Annotated in this window: 17 protein-coding genes; 2 read left to right on the top strand and 15 right to left on the bottom strand. The window is 69.2% G+C overall.

All coding sequences use genetic code 11. The features are described 5' to 3' along the window. Nucleotides 1-18: 18 nt before the first annotated feature. From ftsZ to G510_RS0101970, 13 genes are all read right to left on the bottom strand, one after another. A complete protein-coding gene (ftsZ, locus tag G510_RS0101910; RefSeq protein WP_029152212.1) occupies nt 19-1,200 on the bottom strand; it encodes a cell division protein FtsZ in 1,182 nt (393 codons plus the stop codon). A gap of 164 nt (nt 1,201-1,364) precedes the next feature. After that, a complete protein-coding gene (locus G510_RS15045) occupies nt 1,365-2,324 on the bottom strand; it encodes a cell division protein FtsQ/DivIB (protein WP_051216171.1) in 960 nt (319 codons plus the stop codon). Nucleotides 2,325-2,328: 4 nt separating this feature from the next. Further along, entirely contained in the window at nt 2,329-3,714 is a 1,386-nt protein-coding gene (gene murC / locus G510_RS0101920) for a UDP-N-acetylmuramate--L-alanine ligase (RefSeq protein ID WP_029152213.1), read from the bottom strand. Beyond that, nucleotides 3,711-4,793: a UDP-N-acetylglucosamine--N-acetylmuramyl-(pentapeptide) pyrophosphoryl-undecaprenol N-acetylglucosamine transferase gene (locus tag G510_RS0101925; RefSeq protein WP_029152214.1), complete on the bottom strand. Its 1,083-nt coding sequence runs from the start codon at nt 4,791-4,793 to the stop codon at nt 3,711-3,713. Before G510_RS0101925 ends, murC begins: the two co-directional genes overlap by 4 nt. Nucleotides 4,794-4,802: 9 nt before the next feature. Further along, nucleotides 4,803-6,011 carry a putative lipid II flippase FtsW gene (ftsW, locus tag G510_RS15050; RefSeq protein WP_051216174.1) on the bottom strand — a complete coding sequence of 403 codons (1,209 nt, stop codon included), beginning with the start codon at nt 6,009-6,011 and terminating at the stop codon, nt 4,803-4,805. A gap of 112 nt (nt 6,012-6,123) precedes the next feature. Then, complete coding sequence (locus tag G510_RS15055) at nt 6,124-7,155, bottom strand: Mur ligase family protein (protein WP_051216176.1); 1,032 nt, start codon at nt 7,153-7,155, stop codon at nt 6,124-6,126. After that, a complete protein-coding gene (mraY, locus tag G510_RS0101940) occupies nt 7,152-8,273 on the bottom strand; it encodes a phospho-N-acetylmuramoyl-pentapeptide-transferase (RefSeq protein ID WP_029152215.1) in 1,122 nt (373 codons plus the stop codon). The genes G510_RS15055 and mraY overlap by 4 nt, the downstream gene beginning before the upstream one ends. Continuing rightward, a complete protein-coding gene (locus tag G510_RS0101945) occupies nt 8,270-9,682 on the bottom strand; it encodes a UDP-N-acetylmuramoyl-tripeptide--D-alanyl-D-alanine ligase (RefSeq protein WP_029152216.1) in 1,413 nt (470 codons plus the stop codon). Before G510_RS0101945 ends, mraY begins: the two co-directional genes overlap by 4 nt. Before the next feature lie 30 nt (nt 9,683-9,712). Then, nucleotides 9,713-11,509 (bottom strand): peptidoglycan D,D-transpeptidase FtsI family protein, encoded by a 1,797-nt coding sequence (locus G510_RS0101950; RefSeq protein WP_036321630.1) that lies wholly within the window; start codon nt 11,507-11,509, stop codon nt 9,713-9,715. 25 nt (nt 11,510-11,534) lie between these two features. Next, nucleotides 11,535-12,110, bottom strand: a complete 576-nt coding sequence (gene ftsL, locus G510_RS0101955) for a cell division protein FtsL (RefSeq protein ID WP_029152218.1) — start codon at nt 12,108-12,110, stop codon at nt 11,535-11,537. Further along, nucleotides 12,110-13,051 (bottom strand): 16S rRNA (cytosine(1402)-N(4))-methyltransferase RsmH, encoded by a 942-nt coding sequence (gene rsmH / locus G510_RS0101960; protein WP_029152219.1) that lies wholly within the window; start codon nt 13,049-13,051, stop codon nt 12,110-12,112. Before rsmH ends, ftsL begins: the two co-directional genes overlap by 1 nt. A 104-nt stretch (nt 13,052-13,155) precedes the next feature. Beyond that, complete coding sequence (gene mraZ / locus G510_RS0101965) at nt 13,156-13,587, bottom strand: division/cell wall cluster transcriptional repressor MraZ (protein ID WP_029152220.1); 432 nt, start codon at nt 13,585-13,587, stop codon at nt 13,156-13,158. 252 nt (nt 13,588-13,839) lie between these two features. Beyond that, on the bottom strand, nt 13,840-14,229 hold the full coding sequence (locus G510_RS0101970; protein ID WP_029152221.1) for a DUF3040 domain-containing protein: 390 nt from the start codon (nt 14,227-14,229) through the stop codon (nt 13,840-13,842). A gap of 68 nt (nt 14,230-14,297) precedes the next feature. Here G510_RS0101970 and G510_RS0101975 point away from each other — a divergent pair, with 68 nt between their 5' ends. Continuing rightward, on the top strand, nt 14,298-15,407 hold the full coding sequence (locus G510_RS0101975; protein ID WP_029152222.1) for a polyprenyl synthetase family protein: 1,110 nt from the start codon (nt 14,298-14,300) through the stop codon (nt 15,405-15,407). 4 nt (nt 15,408-15,411) lie between these two features. On the opposite strand, the gene G510_RS0101980 is transcribed toward G510_RS0101975, so the two are convergent. Next, nucleotides 15,412-15,759: an Rv2175c family DNA-binding protein gene (locus G510_RS0101980; protein ID WP_029152223.1), complete on the bottom strand. Its 348-nt coding sequence runs from the start codon at nt 15,757-15,759 to the stop codon at nt 15,412-15,414. Nucleotides 15,760-15,867: 108 nt separating this feature from the next. Between G510_RS0101980 and pknB the strand changes: the two genes are divergently transcribed. Beyond that, nucleotides 15,868-17,877, top strand: a complete 2,010-nt coding sequence (pknB, locus tag G510_RS0101985; protein ID WP_029152224.1) for a Stk1 family PASTA domain-containing Ser/Thr kinase — start codon at nt 15,868-15,870, stop codon at nt 17,875-17,877. Here the strand turns inward: pknB and G510_RS0101990 are convergent. After that, the coding region (locus tag G510_RS0101990) for a transposase (protein ID WP_029152225.1) at nt 17,846-18,148 on the bottom strand (303 nt) is incomplete at its 5' end. The two genes, pknB and G510_RS0101990, sit on opposite strands and share 32 nt — an antisense overlap.

The raw sequence follows: 18,148 nt of genomic DNA on the forward strand, positions 1-18,148 counted from the left end.
TGGAGACCCGCCGACCCGTCACTTCAGGAACTCGGGAATGTCGATGTCGTCGTCGCCGCCGTCGAATCCGCCGGACTCGCCGCCGAGGACGGGGGTCGGGGGGATCACCGTGGGGGCCTTCTCGGCCGGCTTCTCGTCCGATTCATCGCTGGTCGAGGGCGAGGCGCTGGGTGCGTCGCCCGGCAGCGCGGGACGCTGCGTCACGGCCTCGGCGCGGGCGCCGAATGCGGGCACGTCCACGCGCGCCTGCGGCTCGCCGCCGTCGAAGCCTGCGGCCACGACCGTCACGCGCACCTCGTCGCCGAGGGTGTCGTCGATGACCGTTCCGAAGATGATGTTGGCCTCGGGGTGCGCGGCCTCCTGCACGAGGCGGGCCGCGTCGTTGATCTCGAAGATGCCGAGGTTCGATCCGCCCTGGATCGACAGCAGCACGCCGTGCGCGCCCTCGATCGATGCCTCGAGGAGCGGGGATTCGACGGCGAGCTCGGCGGCCTTGATGGCGCGGTCGGCGCCGCGCGCGGATCCGATTCCCATCAGGGCGCTGCCCGCGCCCTGCATGACGCTCTTCACGTCGGCGAAGTCGAGGTTGATGAGGCCCGGCGTCGTGATGAGGTCGGTGATGCCCTGCACACCGGCGAGCAGCACCTGGTCGGCCGTGGCGAACGCCTCGACCATCGAGATGCCGCGATCGCTGATCTCGAGAAGGCGATCGTTCGGCACGACGATGAGCGTGTCGACCTCTTCCTTCAGGATTGCGACGCCCTGCTCGGCCTGCTGCTGGCGACGACGGCCCTCGAACGAGAACGGCTTCGTGACGACGCCGATCGTGAGCGCGCCGATCGACTTCGCGATGCGCGCGACGACCGGAGCACCGCCGGTGCCGGTGCCGCCGCCCTCGCCCGCCGTGACGAAGACCATGTCGGCGCCCGCGAGGGCCTGCTCGATCTCTTCCTGGTGATCCTCGGCGGCACGACGGCCCACCTCGGGATCGGCGCCCGCACCCAGGCCGCGAGTCAGATCGCGCCCCACGTCGAGCTTGACGTCCGCATCGCTCATGAGGAGCGCCTGCGCGTCGGTATTGATCGAGATGAACTCGACGCCGCGCAGCCCGAGCTCGATCATGCGGTTAACGGCGTTGACGCCGCCACCACCGACGCCGACGACCTTGATGACGGCGAGGTAGTTCTGGTTCTGGCTCATGCTGCCTCCATCGACGGAACCTGGGCTGCAACCGGAGTGTTTAACCTTCAACCTTTACAAGAGGGTTAAACTATTCACCGGAATGTATATTTGCTCGTCACTGACGGTACGTGGCGCGCGCCCGTGATCCCCGAGGCGCGCCGCGGCGTGTCCGAAGAAAACGTTCACTTGACGACGAGCACGCCCGCCGACGACACGTCGTACGTCGAGACGGTGTCGGGCGGCGCGGCGGAGAACGCCGCCGTGAGGATCTGGATCTTCTCGGCCGTGTCGCCCGCGCTCCCCCAGACGACCGTGACTCCCCCGCCGTCCGGCAGGTCGAACGTCACGTCCTCGGGCGAGGTCGCGCGGATCACGGAGATGCGCTTCGCCAGATCCTCCGGCAGCGCGCGCAGCACCTGCCCGACCTCCGCGAACACGTCGGAGTGCGGCCCGTCCTCGACCTCGGCGATCGGAACTCCCTCCGGCTGCGCCTCGGCCGTGTCGAGGGCCACGCCCGCCGCATCCACGGTCGTGAATCCGGCGTCGGTCGCCATCACCGCGACCGGGGTGCGCTCCTCGACGCGGACGATGAGCTCGTGGGGCGGATGGGGCTCGATCGAGAACGTCTCCACGAGCGGGAACGACGTCAGCGCGGCGCGGATCTCATCGCGGTCGATGAGCGGCAGCGGCCGACCTTTCTGTCCCTCGAGCGAGGCCTCGACCGCCGCGACGTCGAGAGCAGACGCGCCGACGACCTCGATCTTCTCGACGGCGAACAGCGGGCTGTACGCGGCGCCGATCGTGCCGATCGCGAGCAGCACCACCGCTCCGACCGACGACAGCCAGATGATCCGGCGCCGCCGCGACCGCGCCGTGAATCGGCGCACCTCGGCGCGCTCCGCCCGCTTCCGGCGCCACCCGAGGCGCCGCAGGCCGACCTTCTCGGCGTCCGGATCCTTCGATTCGGTCGTCTCCGCGCCGTCGGCCTCGTCCTCGACATCCGCGTGCTTCGACCTGCCGAAAGGCAGGATCGAGCCGAGGCGCCCGCGAGCGGGGGCCTCGTCGGGCTCGTCGCCCGCGAAATCGTCCTCGTCCGGCGCCGGGGGCGTCTGACGAGGCGGGATGGGAGTGGGCCGCTTCACCTGGTCATTCCTCCGGCTGCAGCGCGTCCAGGACCTGCGGAACGATGAGGTTCACGTTTCCGCAGCCGAGCGTGATGATGAAGTCGCCCTCGCGCGCGACCTCCGCGGCGCGCCTGGCGGCAGCGTCCCAGTCGGGCAGGTACGACACGTTGGCGGGATCCGCGAACCCGTGCTCGACGAGCTCGCCCGTCACGCCCGGGATCGGATCCTCGCGCGCGCCGTACACGTCGAGCACGACCGAGTGATCGGCGCACCGCTCGAGCACCTCGGCGAACTCGGTCGCCATGAGCTTCGTGCGGGAGTAGGTGTGCGGCTGGTGAAGGGCGATGATCCGGCCCGACCCGACGACCGTGCGCGCCGCCTCGAGAGCCGCCTCGACCTCGGTCGGGTGGTGGGCGTAGTCGTCGTACACGCTCACGCCGCGGCGAGTTCCGTGCAGTTCGAAGCGGCGCACCGTGCCGCCGAACGCCGACGCGGCGCGCACGGCATCCGGGAACGGGTGGCCGAGCTCGGTCATGACCGCGATCGCGCCCGCCGCGTTCAGCACGTTGTGGCGTCCGGGAACCGCGAGGCACAGCTCGGCGCTCTCCTCCCCGCGCGAGACGCGGACGGATCCGTCGTCGGCGAACTCGACGCGCACGTCCGCATCGGCCGCCTCGCCGAACGAGACGACGTTGCGGTGCGTGAGCCGCGCCGCGACGCGGGACGCGCCCGCGTCGTCGGACGAGATCACGACCGCTTCGCGCGCCGAGTCGGCGAACCTCACGAAGGCGTCGTCGAATGCCTCGTGCGAGCCGTAGTGGTCGAGGTGGTCGGCGTCGACGTTGGTGATCAGCGCGATCGACGTGTCGTAGATCAGGAACGTGCCGTCCGACTCGTCGGCCTCGACCACGAACAGGTCATCGGATCCGGCGCGGCTCGATACCCCGTACTGCTGGATGACGCCGCCGTTGACGAAGCTCGGGTCGTCGCCGAGCTCGGCGAGGGCCGTGACGATCATGCCGGTCGATGTCGTCTTGCCGTGCGCTCCGGCGACGGAGACGAGCCGGCGGCCGGCGATGAGGTATTTCAGGGCCTGCGAGCGGTGCAGCACGCTGAGCCCGCGCTCCTTAGCGGCGAGGAATTCGGGGTTCTCGGGCCAGATCGCGCCCGTGTACACGACGGTGTCGACGTCGCCGAGGTTCGCGGCATCGTGCCCGATGTGCACCGTCGCGCCGAGCTCGACGAGATCGCCCGTGTTCTGGCTCTCGGCGCGGTCTGATCCGGACACCGGAATGCCCGCGCCGAGGAACATGCGCGCGAGTCCCGAGATTCCCGACCCGCCGATGCCGATGAAGTGCACCGCGCGGATCTCGTCGGGAATGGGAACGGTGAGGTCTGGAGCGATCACGAACGGTTCTCCTTCATCGCGCGATCGAGGTGCGCGATCACATTCTCTGTTCCGAGGCGAGTTCCCGCCTTCGCCGCCGCCGCCGTCATGGCGTCGAGGGCGCCGCGGTCGGCGAGGAGCGGCACGATCTCTCGGCGCACGCGCTCGGGTGTGAAGTCGGCGTCGTCGATGATGCGAGCCGCCCCGCGGGAAACCGCCGAGGAGGCGTTGAGCTTCTGCTCGCCGTTGCCGACCGGGTAGGGCACGTAGAGGGCGGGGATGCCGAGCGCCGAGATCTCAGAAACGGTCGACGCGCCGGAGCGGGCGACGATGAGGTCGGCGGCCGCGAACGCGAGGTCCATGCGGTCGATGTAGGGCACGACCGCGTAGCCGGGCGCGGACGGGTCGTCGACCGCGTTCTTCTGTCCGGTCGCGTGCAGCACCTGCCAGCCGGCATCGAGGATGTCGCGCCACGAGCTCGCGAGGGTCTCGTTGATGCGGCGCGCGCCCAGGGATCCGCCGAACACCAGCAGGATCGGCCGATCGGGATCGAGGCCGAAGCTCTCGGCCGCCTCGCGCCGCGCGGCCGCGCGATCGAGCTCGACGATCTCCGGGCGCAGCGGCATGCCGACGAGCTCGCCGCGCTTCATCGGCGTGCCCTCGAAGGCGACGCCCACGGCCGATGCCGAGCGCGCCCCGAGTACGTTCGCCATTCCGGGTCGCGCGTTCGCCTCGTGCACGACCGACGGGATCCGCTCGCGCTTCGCGGCGATGTACGCGGGGGCGGCCGCGTATCCGCCGACGCCGAGCACGACGTCGACCCCGCGCTCGCGGAGATACCCGCGCACGGTCTTCACGGCGCGCGAGAAGCGCACCGGGAACTTCAGGGCCGCGCCGTTCGGGCGGCGGGGAAAGGGCACCTTCGGCACGATGAGCAGCTCGTAGCCGCGCTCGGGAACGAGCCGCGATTCGAGGCCTTCGGCCGTGCCGAGGATGAGCACCTCGTCGTCGGGGCGGCGCGCCTTCAGCCCGTCAGCGACAGCGAGCATGGGGTTCACGTGTCCGGCAGTTCCTCCGCCGGCGAGCAGGTACGTCGTCACCGGACGATCCTACGATGCCGAGCGTGAGTGAACGGCGACGGGACGCGTGCCGTCGGGAAGCGTGCGGGCGAGCGCGAGCAGGATGCCACTCGCGATGAGCACGGCGATGAGCGAGGATCCGCCGGCCGATAGGAACGGCAGCGGAACGCCGAGGGCCGGCAGCACGCGCAGCACCACGCCGATGTTCACGAGCGCCTGGCCGATGATCCACACGCCGAGGCCGCCGGCCACGGCGCGGGTGAAGAGATCGTCGGTTCGGCGCACGATGCGGAAGATGCCGACCGCGAGCACCGCGAACAGCAATAGCACGACGACGCATCCGATGAGGCCGAGCTCTTCTCCGACGATCGCGAAGATGTAGTCGTCGGCCGCGGCCGGAAGCCAGTTGTACTTCTCGTGCGAGTTGCCGAGCCCGCGGCCGAAGATGCCGCCGCCCGCGAGCCCCCAGATGCCGTGGTTCGGCTGGTAGCACTCGACGGACGGGTCGCAGTTCGGGTCGAACACGCTCATGATGCGCTTCATGCGGTTCTCGCTGAAGATCGCGAGCATGGCGACGCCGACGGCGGCCAGCGCCACGATCGGCAGGAGGAATCGCAGCCGGACGCCGGCGAAGAACAGCGTGCCGAAGGCCAGCATCGCGATGATGGTCGCCGTGCCGAGGTCCCGCCCGCCGAGGACCGTGACGAGGGCGAACGTGATGCCGGGAAGGATCGGGATCGCGAACTGCCAGAAGCTCGTGAGGGCCTCGCGCTTGCGGTACAGGATGAACGAGATCCACAGCACGAGCGCGACCTTGAGGAACTCGCTCGGCTGGACCGACAGCGATCCGAAATAGATCCAGTTGCGGTTTCCGCCGCTCGCGTTGCCGAGGGGCGTGAACACGAGCATCTGCAGCACGATGCCGAACGCGAGCGCCGGCCACGCGAGCTTGCGCAGCCAGCTCGGGCGGAACCGGCTGACGACGAACATGACGGGCAGCCCCACCGCCGCGAACACGAGGTGACTGAGCCCGCTGTTGTACGGGCTGCCGGTCGTCGAGATCGATTCGACGGTGGTCGCCGAGAACGCCATCACCACGCCGAAGGCGGTGAGCAGGATCGCCGCGGACCCGATCAGGAGGAACTCGACCGGAACCGGCTTGATGGATCGGCCGAGCGCGATGCGCGCCGACAGCGGCCGCGAGGATCCCCCGCGGGGAGGTCGAGTCGCCTGTGTCACCGGCGCCCCCTCTCCATGTCGCGCGTTACGGCCCCCTCAGTCTGATCGCGCGCGACACCGATCCCCCGCACGCGGTCGCGTGTCGCGCGAACACTCAGCTGAGAGGTGAGGCTCAGAGCTCGAATCGGTCGATCCCGGCCGCGACGCTCGCCGGTTCGATTCCGGCCGCGCGCGCGAGCGCCGCCGCGACGAGCACGTCGAAGACGTGGTGCGGGGCGGCGAGGCCGCGCGCGTCGAGGTCGGCGATCGTCGACAGCTCGGCGGCCGATGTGCGCCGGTTCTCGACGAAGGCGCGGTCGGCGAGGATGCCGTCGACCACGCCGAGGTCGCTCGGGCCGGGCGTGTCGAGCCCGACGCCGATCGCGCGGGCGCCGTCGGTGACATCGGCGTCCTCGACCATGCGCATCGTGGCCGAGTCGGTGCGGTTGTAAACGCACGCCGTCACGGTGTGGCGGTACACGGTGCCGAGCGCGTCGTGGTCGGCGCCGTCGGCCGCGCCGAGGCAGGTCGACGCGAGCGGCACCGGGGCGCCGGCATCGCGGGCCGCGCGCAGGTGCCGCAGCTGCCCCTCGGACAGCTCGACGACGAGCGCGTCGAAGCCCGCCGGATCGCGCACGGCGTCGAGGATCGGAACGACACCGGATCCGCAGGGCGCGGCGCGCAGCCCGCCCGCGACGAGCATCGTCGCGGCGAGGGCGACGGTCGTGGTCTTCCCCACAGATCCGGCGACGACGAGCCACTCGGCGGGGGTTCCATCGGCGCGCGCGATCTTGTCGCGCACGCGCCAGGCGAGCTCCGCGTCGCCCCAAACGGCTGCGCCGTTCGTCTCGGCCCACGCCAGGATCGGGTGCGTCGGCGCGAACGCGTCGGTCGCGACCACGACGTCGGGAGCGAACTCCCGGACGGCGTCGGGCACGTCATCGAGCGCGGCCTGCTCGAGCCGCGCACCGACCACGGGCACGAGGCGCGCGAGGTCATCGGGCGCCTGCTCGGCGACCGCCAGCACGCTGCTGCCGAGCTCGGCGAGCGTGTCGACGACCGAGAACGCCACCGCGTCGAGACCGAGAACGACGACTTTCAGCCCCGTCCAGTCGGCATGCCAGCTCGAGAGCGCATCGAGGCGCACGGCCGGATCCGCGCTCATACGCGCGAGAGCCAATCGATGTACATCAGGCCGACTCCCGTGATCGAGAACAGCGCCGCGATGATCCAGAACCGCACGACGATCGTCGACTCGTGCCATCCGCGCAGCTCGAAGTGGTGGTGGATCGGGCTCATCAGGAACAATCGCTTGCCGCGCGTCATCTTGAAGTACAGGCGCTGCAGGATCACGGATCCGCTCGACATCACGAACAATCCGGCGATCAGCACGCCGAGCAGCTCGGTGCGCGTGAGGATCGCCATCGCGACGATGACGCCGCCGATCGCCATGGATCCGACGTCGCCCATGAAGATCTTCGCCTTCGGGGCGTTCCACCAGAGGAATCCGGCGAGCGAGCCGACGACCGATGCCGACACGATCGCGAGGTCGAGCGGGTCTCGCACCTGGTAACAGGCGGTGAGGTTGTCCGGTGAGATGCTTGTGCCGACGCACGCCTGGTTGAACTGCCAGAACGCGATGAGGCTGTACGCGCCGACGACGAAGATGCCGGCGCCGGCCGCGAGTCCGTCGAGGCCGTCGGTGAGGTTCACCGAGTTGCTGAACCCGGTGCCGAGCAGCGAGATCCAGAGCAGGTAGAGGAACCAGCCGACGATCGGCACGGCGGTCATGAGCGTCGCGAAGCTCAGCACATCGATGTCGCGGATGAACGAGACGTATCCCGTCGCGGGCGTGAGCCCGGCCCGGTTCGGGAAGTTGAGCGCGACGATGCCGAACGGCACCATGACGAGGATCTGGCCGACGATCTTCTTCCAGCCGCTGAGTCCCGCGTAGTGCTGCATCTTGACCTTCATGAAGTCATCGATGAAGCCGACCATGCCGAAGCCGAGCATCGACCAGATCACGAGCCATCCCGACAGGGTCGGAGGGTTGCCGCCCGCGTAGGTGCCGGCGACGTAGCCGACGACCGTGCCGAGGATGAAGATGACGCCGCCCATGGTGAGCGTGCCGCGCTTCGTGTCGTGCTTGGGCGCGTTGAAGCCCTCGCCATCCGTGCGGATGACCTGCCCCCATCCCCACGCACGGAACATGCGGAAGAAGACAGGAGCGAGCAGAAGTGTGAACGCGAGCGAGATCGCCCCGGCTGCCAGAAGTGATCTCACGAGAACAAGTCTCCCAGACGATCGCCGAGATTCCGAAGACCGGCCGCGTTGGAGCTCTTCACGAGCACGCGATCGCCGTCGCGCAGCTCGTCCTTCAGATACTCGTAGGCTTCGTCGGCGGTCTCGAAGAACACGGCCTCGTCGCTCCAGCTGCCCTCGGCGATCGCCGACAGGAACAGCGGTCGCGCGTCCGACCCGACCACGACGATCCGAGGAATGCGCAGGCGCACGGCGAGCAGGCCGATCTTCTGGTGCTCCTCGACGTCGCGCTCGCCGAGCTCGCTCATCGCGCCGAGCACGGCGACCATGCGCTCGCCCTCGCCGGTGATCTGCGCGAGCGTGCGCAGCGCGGCCTGCATCGCGTCGGGGCTCGCGTTGTACGCGTCGTTGATGATGCGCACGCTCTGCGACCCCATGACCTGCATGCGCCACCGCTCGGCGAGTTCGATCGTCTCGAGCCGCGCGACCGCGTCGGCCGGGCTCACGCCGAGCGCGACGGCCGCGGTCAGGGCCGCCATCGCGTTCTTGACGTGATGCGCGCCGAGCACGCGGAGGTGCAGCGGAAGAGCGGATCCGTCGACGTCGAGCGTCGCGTGCGTGCCCGACGCCGTCACGACGAGGTCGCGTGCGCGCACGTCGGATCCGTCGCCCTCGCCGAAGAACCGCACCTCGAGGCCGCGCTCCTCGGCCGTCGCCGCCATCGCCGCGACGCGCGAGTCGTCGATGTTCAGAACGGCGGTTCCGCCCGGACGGACCTGCTCGACGAGCTCGCGCTTGGCGAGGGCCGTCTGCTCGATGCCGCCGAATCCGCCCGCGTGCGAGAGACCGACCATGAGCACGACGCCGACGTCCGGCGTGACCAGCCCGGCGAGCCGGGCGATCTGGCCGGGCGCGTCGGCGCCGAATTCGCACACGAGGTATGCGGTGTCGTGGTTCACGCGCAGCATCGTGAGCGGGGCGCCGACGGCGTTGTTGAACGAGGCGACGGGCGCCACCGTCTCGCCCTCCTGCTCGAGGATCGTGCGCAGCATGTTCTTCGTCGTCGTCTTGCCGTTGGATCCGGTGATCCCCACGATCTTCAGCGGGCCGTTCGCGCGCACGCGCGAGACGACCTCGCGCGCGAGATCGGACAGCGCCGCCACGGCGTCTGCGACCACGATCTGCGTGACCGGCGCGTCGACGACGTGCTCGACGATCGCGAGCGCGGCGCCCTGATCCGCCGCCGTTCCGACGAAGCGGTGCCCGTCGGTGTGCGCACCGGGCTTCGCGACGAAGATGTCGCCGCGCGCGGTGTTGCGAGAGTCGGTGTCGACCGTGCCCGAGACCATCGTCTCCGGGGTGTCGTCGCCATGACGGATCAGCTCGCCGCGCGTAGCGGCTGCGATCTCGGCGAGTGAAAGAGCGATCATGTGATTTCGGATCCTCCGCGCCGGAGCGCGCTATTCCTTGAACTTCGGGAGCGGTTCGAACGGCTCCTCCGACGGCGGCACGCGGTAGTTCTTCAGCACCTGCGTCATCGCCTTCTTGAATGCCGACGCGTTGGCCGACGATGACGTAATCCTACGCGGCTCGTCGAGACTGACCATGACGACGTACTGAGGGTCGTCGATCGGAGCGATGCCGATCATGCTCGTGAAGTACACGCCCGACTTGTAGTTGCCGTTGCCGTCCGTCTTCTGAGCCGTACCGGTCTTGATGCCGACGCGGTACCCCGGGATGCTGATCTGGTCGGCGAGGCTGCCCTGTGCCGCGACGTTCTCGAGGATCTCGACCGTCTCGTTCGCGGCCTCCTCGCTGATCACGCGCTCTGACGCCGGGAGGTCGGCCTTGGTCGTGGTGCCGTCGGCGTTCTCGCAGCTGTCGACGATGTGCACGGGCTCGCGCACGCCGCCGTTCGCGAGCGTCTGGTACGCGCTCACGACCTGCTGCATCGTGACGGTGAACGCCTGTCCGAATGTCGTCGCATAGTGCGTCTGGTTGTCCCACTCGCTCACGGGGTGCAGCACGCCGCTCGGCTCGGCGCTGCCGAAGTCGATCGGGCTCTTCTGCCCGACGCCGAACTTCTCCAGGTAGTCGTAGCGCGTCTGGTCGGGTACGAGCTCGCCGATCTTCGACAGCGCGACGTTCGACGAGTCGATGAGCGCGCCCGTGACGGTGTAGCGGTACTCGGGGTGCATGAACGAGTCGCCGACGGCCGCGCCGTTCGGGAACTGCTCGTAGCCGGAGGCCCTGATCTCGGTGAGGGGCGTCGCCGCCCCCTGGTCGAGCACGGTGGCCGCGGTGATCGCTTTGAACGTGGATCCGGGCTCGAACGACCGCGTGAGCGCCTTCGCACCGCGATTGTCAGCATCCGTCTCGCCGGGCGTGTTGGGATCGAGCGTCGGGTAGTCGACGGCCGCCTTGATCTCGCCCGTCTTCACGTCGGCGACCATGATCGAGCCGGCCTGCGCGTTCTGGGTCTCGACCTCTTCCTTCAGCATCTGCAGCAGATACCAGCTGAGGTCGGTGTCGATCGTCAGGTTGAGCGTGCCGCCGTCCTGCGCGGGCGTCTCGGTGGTGGTGCCCGGGATCCGGACGCCGGCGTCCGCTGAGCGCTGATAGGTGATCTTGCCGTCCGTCGACTCGAGGCACGCGTTCTCGAGCAGCTCGTATCCGGCGAGCGGCTCGTCGTCGGCACCCGTGAACCCCACCAGGTTCGCGCCGACAGCGCCGTTGGGATAGCTGCGCGACTTCTGTGGTTCGAGGATCAGCATGGGCGCGTCGATCTCGAGCAGCTCGCGGTACTGCTCGGTCGACAGACCCTTCTTCAGCGAGATGTACTCGGCGTCGGGGTTGTTCGCGATCGCGTCCTCCGCGACCTTCTCGACATCGACGCCCTCCATGCCGACGACCTCGCCGATGCGCTCGGCGATGCGGCCCCAGGTCTCGACGTAGCTTTCGCCTTCGTCGTCGAGGCGGTTGACGTTGTGCGCGAGGCTCGGATCGATCGCGGCGTTATAACGCACGGTGGTGCTCGCGAGCACCTGTCCCTTGTCGTCGACGATGGATCCGCGAACGCCGGGCAGCGTGGCACCGCCGACGAAGTTGCCGACGCTCTGCGCGTCAGCCATGTGGTCATCGGCCCGCACAACCTGAATGTCGAACAGGCGCACGACGAACGCGACCAGCACGATCATGATGATGACAGCCGCCACCGTCGTCCGACGGCGCACACCGTGTCCGGTCGTGGCGTTCATGCGCGTCCCCTCGAGCGAGTCGTGATCAGTGGGTGGCCGGTGCCGGCAGTCCGCCATCGATCGGCGGCGCGGACGGAACCGACTCAGGAAGGCTCGGTGACGATGATTCCGCTACTGTCTCGTCTTCGGCGGTCACGAGCGGCGTGTCGGCGATAAGCGAGTTCGCCGCCGCGTTACCGGCGCTCATGTTCACGGTCGATGTTCCGCTCGCCGGGGTGCCCGCGCCCATGATCGAGGAATCGCTGAGGCGCAGGTAGCTGGGCGAGGAATCGATGACCATGCCGAGCGCGGAGGCGTTCGCCGCGAGGTACTGCGGCGAGCTGAGGCCCGCGATCTGATCGGTCAGCTGCTGCTGATCGAGGGTGAGCTGGTGCTGCTGGCTCTCGACGGCCGCGAGCTCGTAGCTCGACTGCGCCGTGAGCGTCGACAGGCCGAGCTGTGCGGCCGCGATGACCGCGGCGCCCGCGATGGCCGTGAGCGCGTACGCGAGGCGCGGGCGCCGGCGGCGACCGCTGTTCGGCAGTGCCTGCAGCGTGCGCTCGGGTTCGGGGCGCCGGGTCGGCGTTTCGAACGGGATCAGGTCCGTTTCGGCGAGGCTCATCAGCCCTCCCTCACTCTTTCGATCGCGCGCAGCCGCACGGGCTTCGCGCGCGGGTTGCGCTCTGCTTCGTCCTCGGAGGCCTGCTCGGCGCCGCGCACGATCAGGCGGAGCTTCGGTGCGTGCTCGGGCAGCTCGACGGGAAGTCCTGCCGGCGCCGACGACCGTGTCGCGTCCTGGAAGAGCCGCTTCACGAAGCGGTCCTCGAGCGACTGGTAGCTGAGCACGACGAGTCGTCCACCGACAGACAGCGCCTCGAGCGCGGCGGGGATCGCCCGTTCGAGCGCCGCGAGCTCGCCGTTGACTTCGATCCGCAGCGCCTGGAACACGCGCTTCGCGGGGTGACCGGCGTTCTTGACGGCGGCCGGCGTCGCGTCCTGCAGCACGTCGACGAGCTGTCCGGTGCGCACGATCGGATCCGCCTGGCGCGCGGCGATGATCGCTCGCGCGTAGCGCCCGGAGAGCTTCTCCTCGCCGTAGCGCTCGAAGATCCGGCGCAGGTCGCCCTCGCCGTAGGTCGCGACGATGTCGGCGGCGGTGACGCCCTCCTGCTGGTTCATGCGCATGTCGAGCGGCGCATCCTTCGCGTACGCGAACCCGCGGTCGGCCTCGTCGAGTTGCAGCGACGAGACGCCGAGGTCGTAGAGGATCGCGTCGGCGCGCGCGTCGCCGAGCGCGTCGAGGATGCCGTCGTACACCGTGTGGACGAACGTGGTGCGCCCGGCGAACCGCTCGAGCCGCTCCGAGGCGATCGCGATCGCCTGGGTGTCGCGGTCGAGTCCCACCAGGCGCGCGTTCTCGAAGCGCTCGAGCACGGCTTCGGCGTGGCCGCCCATGCCGAGGGTGCCGTCGACGTAGAGCGCGTCGCTGCGCTCGAGGCCCGGTGCCATCAGCTCGAGGCAGCGGTCTCGCATGACGGGGATGTGGATGTCGCGAAGGTTCATACTTTCCGTTGTGTTCGGTGGGCCGGAGGCTCCGATCCCCATCCGCGCGACCTGTCATCGGGGAAGTGACGACAGGGTCGCGGCTGGGAGTCGCAGCCGCCGAATCAGAACAATCCCGGGATCACCTCCTCCTGCATCTCGGCGAAGGAGTCTTCGTTGCCTTCGAGGTAGGAGTTCCAGGACTCGGCGTCCCAGATCTCGGCGTGGGCACCGACGCCGGTGACCACAAGCTCTTTGTTCAGCCCGGCGTACTGGCGGAGGTGCTGGGGAACGGTGATGCGGTTCTGCCCATCAGGCGTCTCCGCGCTCGCGCCGGAGAGGAACATGCGCATGAAGTCGCGCGCCTGCTTGTTGCTCAGCGGCGCCTGACGGATGCGGTTGTGCACCTCTTCGAACTCGGCGGTCGAGAAGACGTAGAGGCAGCGCTCCTGACCGCGGGTGACGACGATGCCGCCGGCGAGCTCTTCGCGGAACTTCGCGGGCAGGATGACTCGCCCTTTGTCGTCGAGCTTCGGTGTGTGTGTCCCAAGCAACATCGGCGAAATCACCCCCTCCGCGAATTCGTCCCCACTTTACTCCACTTCACCCCACAGCTGAAGGATACGGCGCAAATATACCCACATAGCACAGGCCCAATGCCCGTAAAGACGGGCATCGGGCACGGTGGAGGGAAATGGGGTGCTCTCGCGAGATCACGATCGCGTCACGGCGTGTCGGTCGGCCGGACGCCGGATCCGGGCACAAAAAAGAGCCGCTCACAAGGAGCGGCTCTTCGGGGGCGGGTCGGGTCAGCCCTGCTGACGCTTGTCCCACCTGTCGTTCATCTTGTCCATGAAGGATGCGCCGCCGACCGACGGCGTCTTCTGGGGCGCGCGCGAATCGGAGGCATCGGACGAGGTATCGCCCTTGCCGGGCGACACGGCCAGGATCACGCCGGCGAGCATCGCGCCGAAGCCGACCACGCCGACGATCACCGCCGCGACGACGGTCGAGTTCCACATCGCGATTCCCGCGATGATGGCGCCGAGGCCGACCAGCACGAGCACGGCACCGAGCAGCAGATTGCGGTAGCTCAGCGTGCGATCGCCGGTCGACGCATGCACGACATCGGCGTCGGTGTGCATGAGCTGGCGCTCCATCTCATCGAGAAGTCGCTGCTCCTGTTCGGAGAGTGGCATCGTTAACCCCCTCGGGTCGAAAGTTCGACTTTCATTCTATCGCCTTCGCACCCACCTAGGCTAGGTGAGTGACTTCCCCTCACCCGATCATCACAGCCATTTCTGAGCGGCTGGAAATGTTCGCGCGCTCTCGAGCCGCAGAAGTCGACGCCGATGCCGTGTTCGGAACGTCGACGAATGACGCCGTCGCCGCTCTGCTGCTGCAGCACGCGGCCGACTCCTTCTCCGGCGGCAAGCGCCTGCGCGCGAGGTTCGCGTACTGGGGATGGCGAGCGCACACCCGCGACGCGGGCGCCGTTCCGGATCACGTGCTCGCGCTCGGCGCCGCGCTCGAGGTGTTCCAGGCGGCCGCGCTCGTGCACGATGACATCCTCGATAATTCCGACACGCGCCGCGGTCGCCCCTCCGCGTGGCGGGCGCTCGAGGCCGAGCACCGGGCGCGCACCTGGTCGGGATCGTCCGAGGAGTTCGGGCGCTCCGGCGCGATCCTGCTCGGCGATCTGCTGCTCGGCTGGAGCGACGACCTCCTCGAGGAGGCCCTCGCGCAGGTCGATGCCGCGACCGCCGCGCGCACTCGATCCGAATACGCGCGCATGCGGCGCGACGTGATCCTCGGCCAGTTCCTCGACATCGCCGAGGAGGCCGCGTGGCCCGTGACCCCCGACGCCGAGCACGCCGACCGCGCGATGCGGATCGCGGTGCTCAAGTCGGCGCGCTACAGCGTGCAGCAGCCGCTCCTCATGGGCGCGACGATCGGCGGCGCCGGCGCGGACGCGCGGACGTCTCTCGCGGCGATCGGCGAACCGCTCGGACTCGCGTTCCAGCTGCGCGACGACGTGCTCGGCGTGTTCGGGGATCCGGAGATCACCGGAAAGCCGGCGGGCGATGACCTGCGCGAGGGGAAGCGCACCCTGCTCGTCGCCTATGCCCGCGAGCGCATGAGCCCGGCCGAGCGGACGGGGTTCGACGAGCGGCTCGGCGCGGACGATCTCCTCGCAGACGAGATCGCGTCCCTGCAGCAGACGGTGCGCACGGGCGGCGCACTCGATCGTGTCGAATCAGCGATCGCGGCCTACGCGGTCGCGGCGAACGACGCCATCACGAGCGCCGGGTTCGACGAGTCCACGACGGCCGAGCTGCGAGATCTCGTCACTGCGACCACGATCCGGTCGTTCTGACGCGTCAGAGCAGCGCCGCGGCAACGCGGCGCACCTCGGCCTTGCGGCCGGCGAGCAGCGACTGGATCGGCGGGTGCCCCAGCTCGGGCTCGTCGGAGTACAGCCAGTCGATGATCTCGTCATCGTCGTAGCCCGCGTCCTGCAGCAGGATCACGGTGCCGCGGATCGACGGCAGCGGCCGGTTGCCCGCGAGGAAGTCGGCCGGCACGACGCGCACTCCGTCGCGGCGCACGGCGAGGAGCGTCTTCTCGTCCAGAAAACGCCGAACGCGGCCGACCGTCTCCCCCAGTCGCTCTGCGACATCAGGGAGCGTCAACCACTCGGTCGGTCCGGATGCGTCGCTGTTACTCACCCGTTGATTGTGTCACGCGCGTCTGAATGATCCCGACCTCGAGCAGCGACTCCCGTCGTTCGCGTGAGTCCTGCCGGGATCGCGCGCGCGGATCCCTACAATCTAGGGGTGTCCTCTCGTCCTGTCGCCGACCCGCTCGTGGGGCGGCTCGTCGATGGCAGATACCGGGTGCGCAGCCGAATCGCGCGCGGCGGAATGGCGACGGTGTACCTTGCGACCGATCTGCGGTTGGAGCGGCGCGTCGCCCTCAAGGTGATGCACCACCACCTGAGCGACGACGACCGGTTCCAGACGCGGTTCATCCAGGAGGCCCGCGCCGCGGCCGGGCTGAGCGACCCGAACGTCGTCAGCGTCTTCGACCAGGGCCAGGACGGCGACATCGCCTACCTCGTCATGGAGCACCTTCCGGGCACGACGCTGCGCGATCTGCTCAATGACACCAAGCGCCTGTCGATCGACCAGGCCGTCACGGTGATGCATGCCGTTCTCGCGGGGCTCGCCTCGGCGCACCGAGCGGGCTTCATCCACCGCGATGTGAAGCCCGAGAACGTGCTGCTGGCCGAGGACGGGCGCATCAAGATCGGCGACTTCGGACTCGCGCGCGCGACGAGCGCGAACACGGCCTCGGGCCAGCAGCTGCTCGGCACCATCGCCTACCTCGCGCCCGAGCTCGTCACGCAGGGCACCGCCGACGCGCGCACCGACATCTACGCGCTGGGCATCATGCTGTACGAGATGCTCACGGGCGAGCAGCCGTACCAGGGCGAACAGCCGATGCAGATCGCGTATCAGCACGCGACCGAGCAAGTGCCGCGGCCGAGCTTCAAGAATCCCGCCGTGCCCGAGCAGCTCGACGAGCTCGTACTGTGGTCGACCGAGCGCACACCGGACGAGCGCCCCGCCGACGCGCAGGCCATGCTCGAGCGACTGCGCGAGATCGAGCACGACCTCGGGATCACTCCCCTGCCGCCCCGCGGGCATGCCGCGTCGCCGGCCGCGAGCGATGCCGACTACGACGTCGACGGCGAGACCGCGCTCCTGCCCCCATCGATGGATCCGCCGGGCGCCACGAGCGTGCTGCCCGGAACGGGTCCGATCGCCTCCGCGCAGGTCGCGCCGAGCAGCAACGCCGAACGGCTGCGGGTGAAGACCCGGCGCCGACACGCGCGCGGCTGGTGGGCGGTGATCGTGGTGCTCGCGCTCGCGATCGCCGCAGGCGGAACGGGCTGGTGGTTCGGATCGGGCCCCGGCTCCATGGTCACGGTGCCCGAGTTCGCGGCCGATACGACGTTCGAGCAGGCGGCCGCCGAGCTGGCCGGATTGGACGTCCAGGCGGTCGAGGAGCCCGAGAACAGTCTCGATGTTCCGGCCGGAAGGTTCATCAGCATCCAACCCGAGAGCGGTGCGCGCCTGTACCCGGGCGACACCGTGACGATCACGACGTCTCTCGGCCCCGCCCCCGTGACGCTGTCGTCGATGCGCGACATGAGCAGGCAACAGGTCGAGGACTACGCTGCCGACTCGATCATCACGGTGAGCGACGACGTCGGCCAGCGATTCGATCCGCGCGAGGCCGGCACTGTCATCGACGCCCAGATCACCCCCCGCGGCGCCGACGAGAGCTACGGATGCCTCGACGGCTGCGGCGCGCACCAGGGCGACGCGATGGCGATCACGGTATCGGCCGGCCCGGTCCCCGACGTTGCGGGCCAGTCGGCCGACCAGGCGCGGCAGCAGCTCGAGGAGGCCGGGCTGCAGGTCGCCGAGACCGCCGAACGGGAATACAGCGCGTCGGTTCCCGCGGGATCCGCGCTCCGCATCACGCCGAACCCCGAGGAGACCACGCTCTCGCCCGGCGACGACGTCACCCTTGTCGAGTCGCTCGGCCCGCCGCCGGTTCCGGTTCCGTCGGTGAAGGGCATGACCCGCGACGAGGCCGTGGCCGCTCTCGAGGCCGAGGGCTTCAGCGTGACGTTCAATGGGCTGTGGAACGCGTGGCCCGACGACTGGACGACGGTCACCGGTTCCGATCCTGCCGCGGGCACGGAACTGGTGCCGAGCCAGACCGAGGTCACGATCTACAGGCTCATCGCAATTCAGGGTGTAGCGCGGATCTGAATCCTCCGGATTCGAGCAGCGATCGCGCGATGTAGCTGTGCAGGTTGCGGAACCCGAGCGCTGAGCCGCGGAGGTGCTCGAGACGGCCGTTGATGGCCTCCGTCGGGCCGTTGCTGGTGCCGGGCCGGTCGAAGAACGCGAGCACGTCCGTCGCACGCTGCTTGAGGGTGCGGCCGAGGCGACGGATCTCGACCAGCGCTGCGGGGACGCCGCTGGCGACGGAGTCGATGACCGCCTGCATCATGGCCTTGCCCTTCGTCTTGTCGGGTTC

This window comes from Microbacterium gubbeenense DSM 15944 (assembly GCF_000422745.1).
Taxonomy (GTDB): domain Bacteria; phylum Actinomycetota; class Actinomycetes; order Actinomycetales; family Microbacteriaceae; genus Microbacterium; species Microbacterium gubbeenense.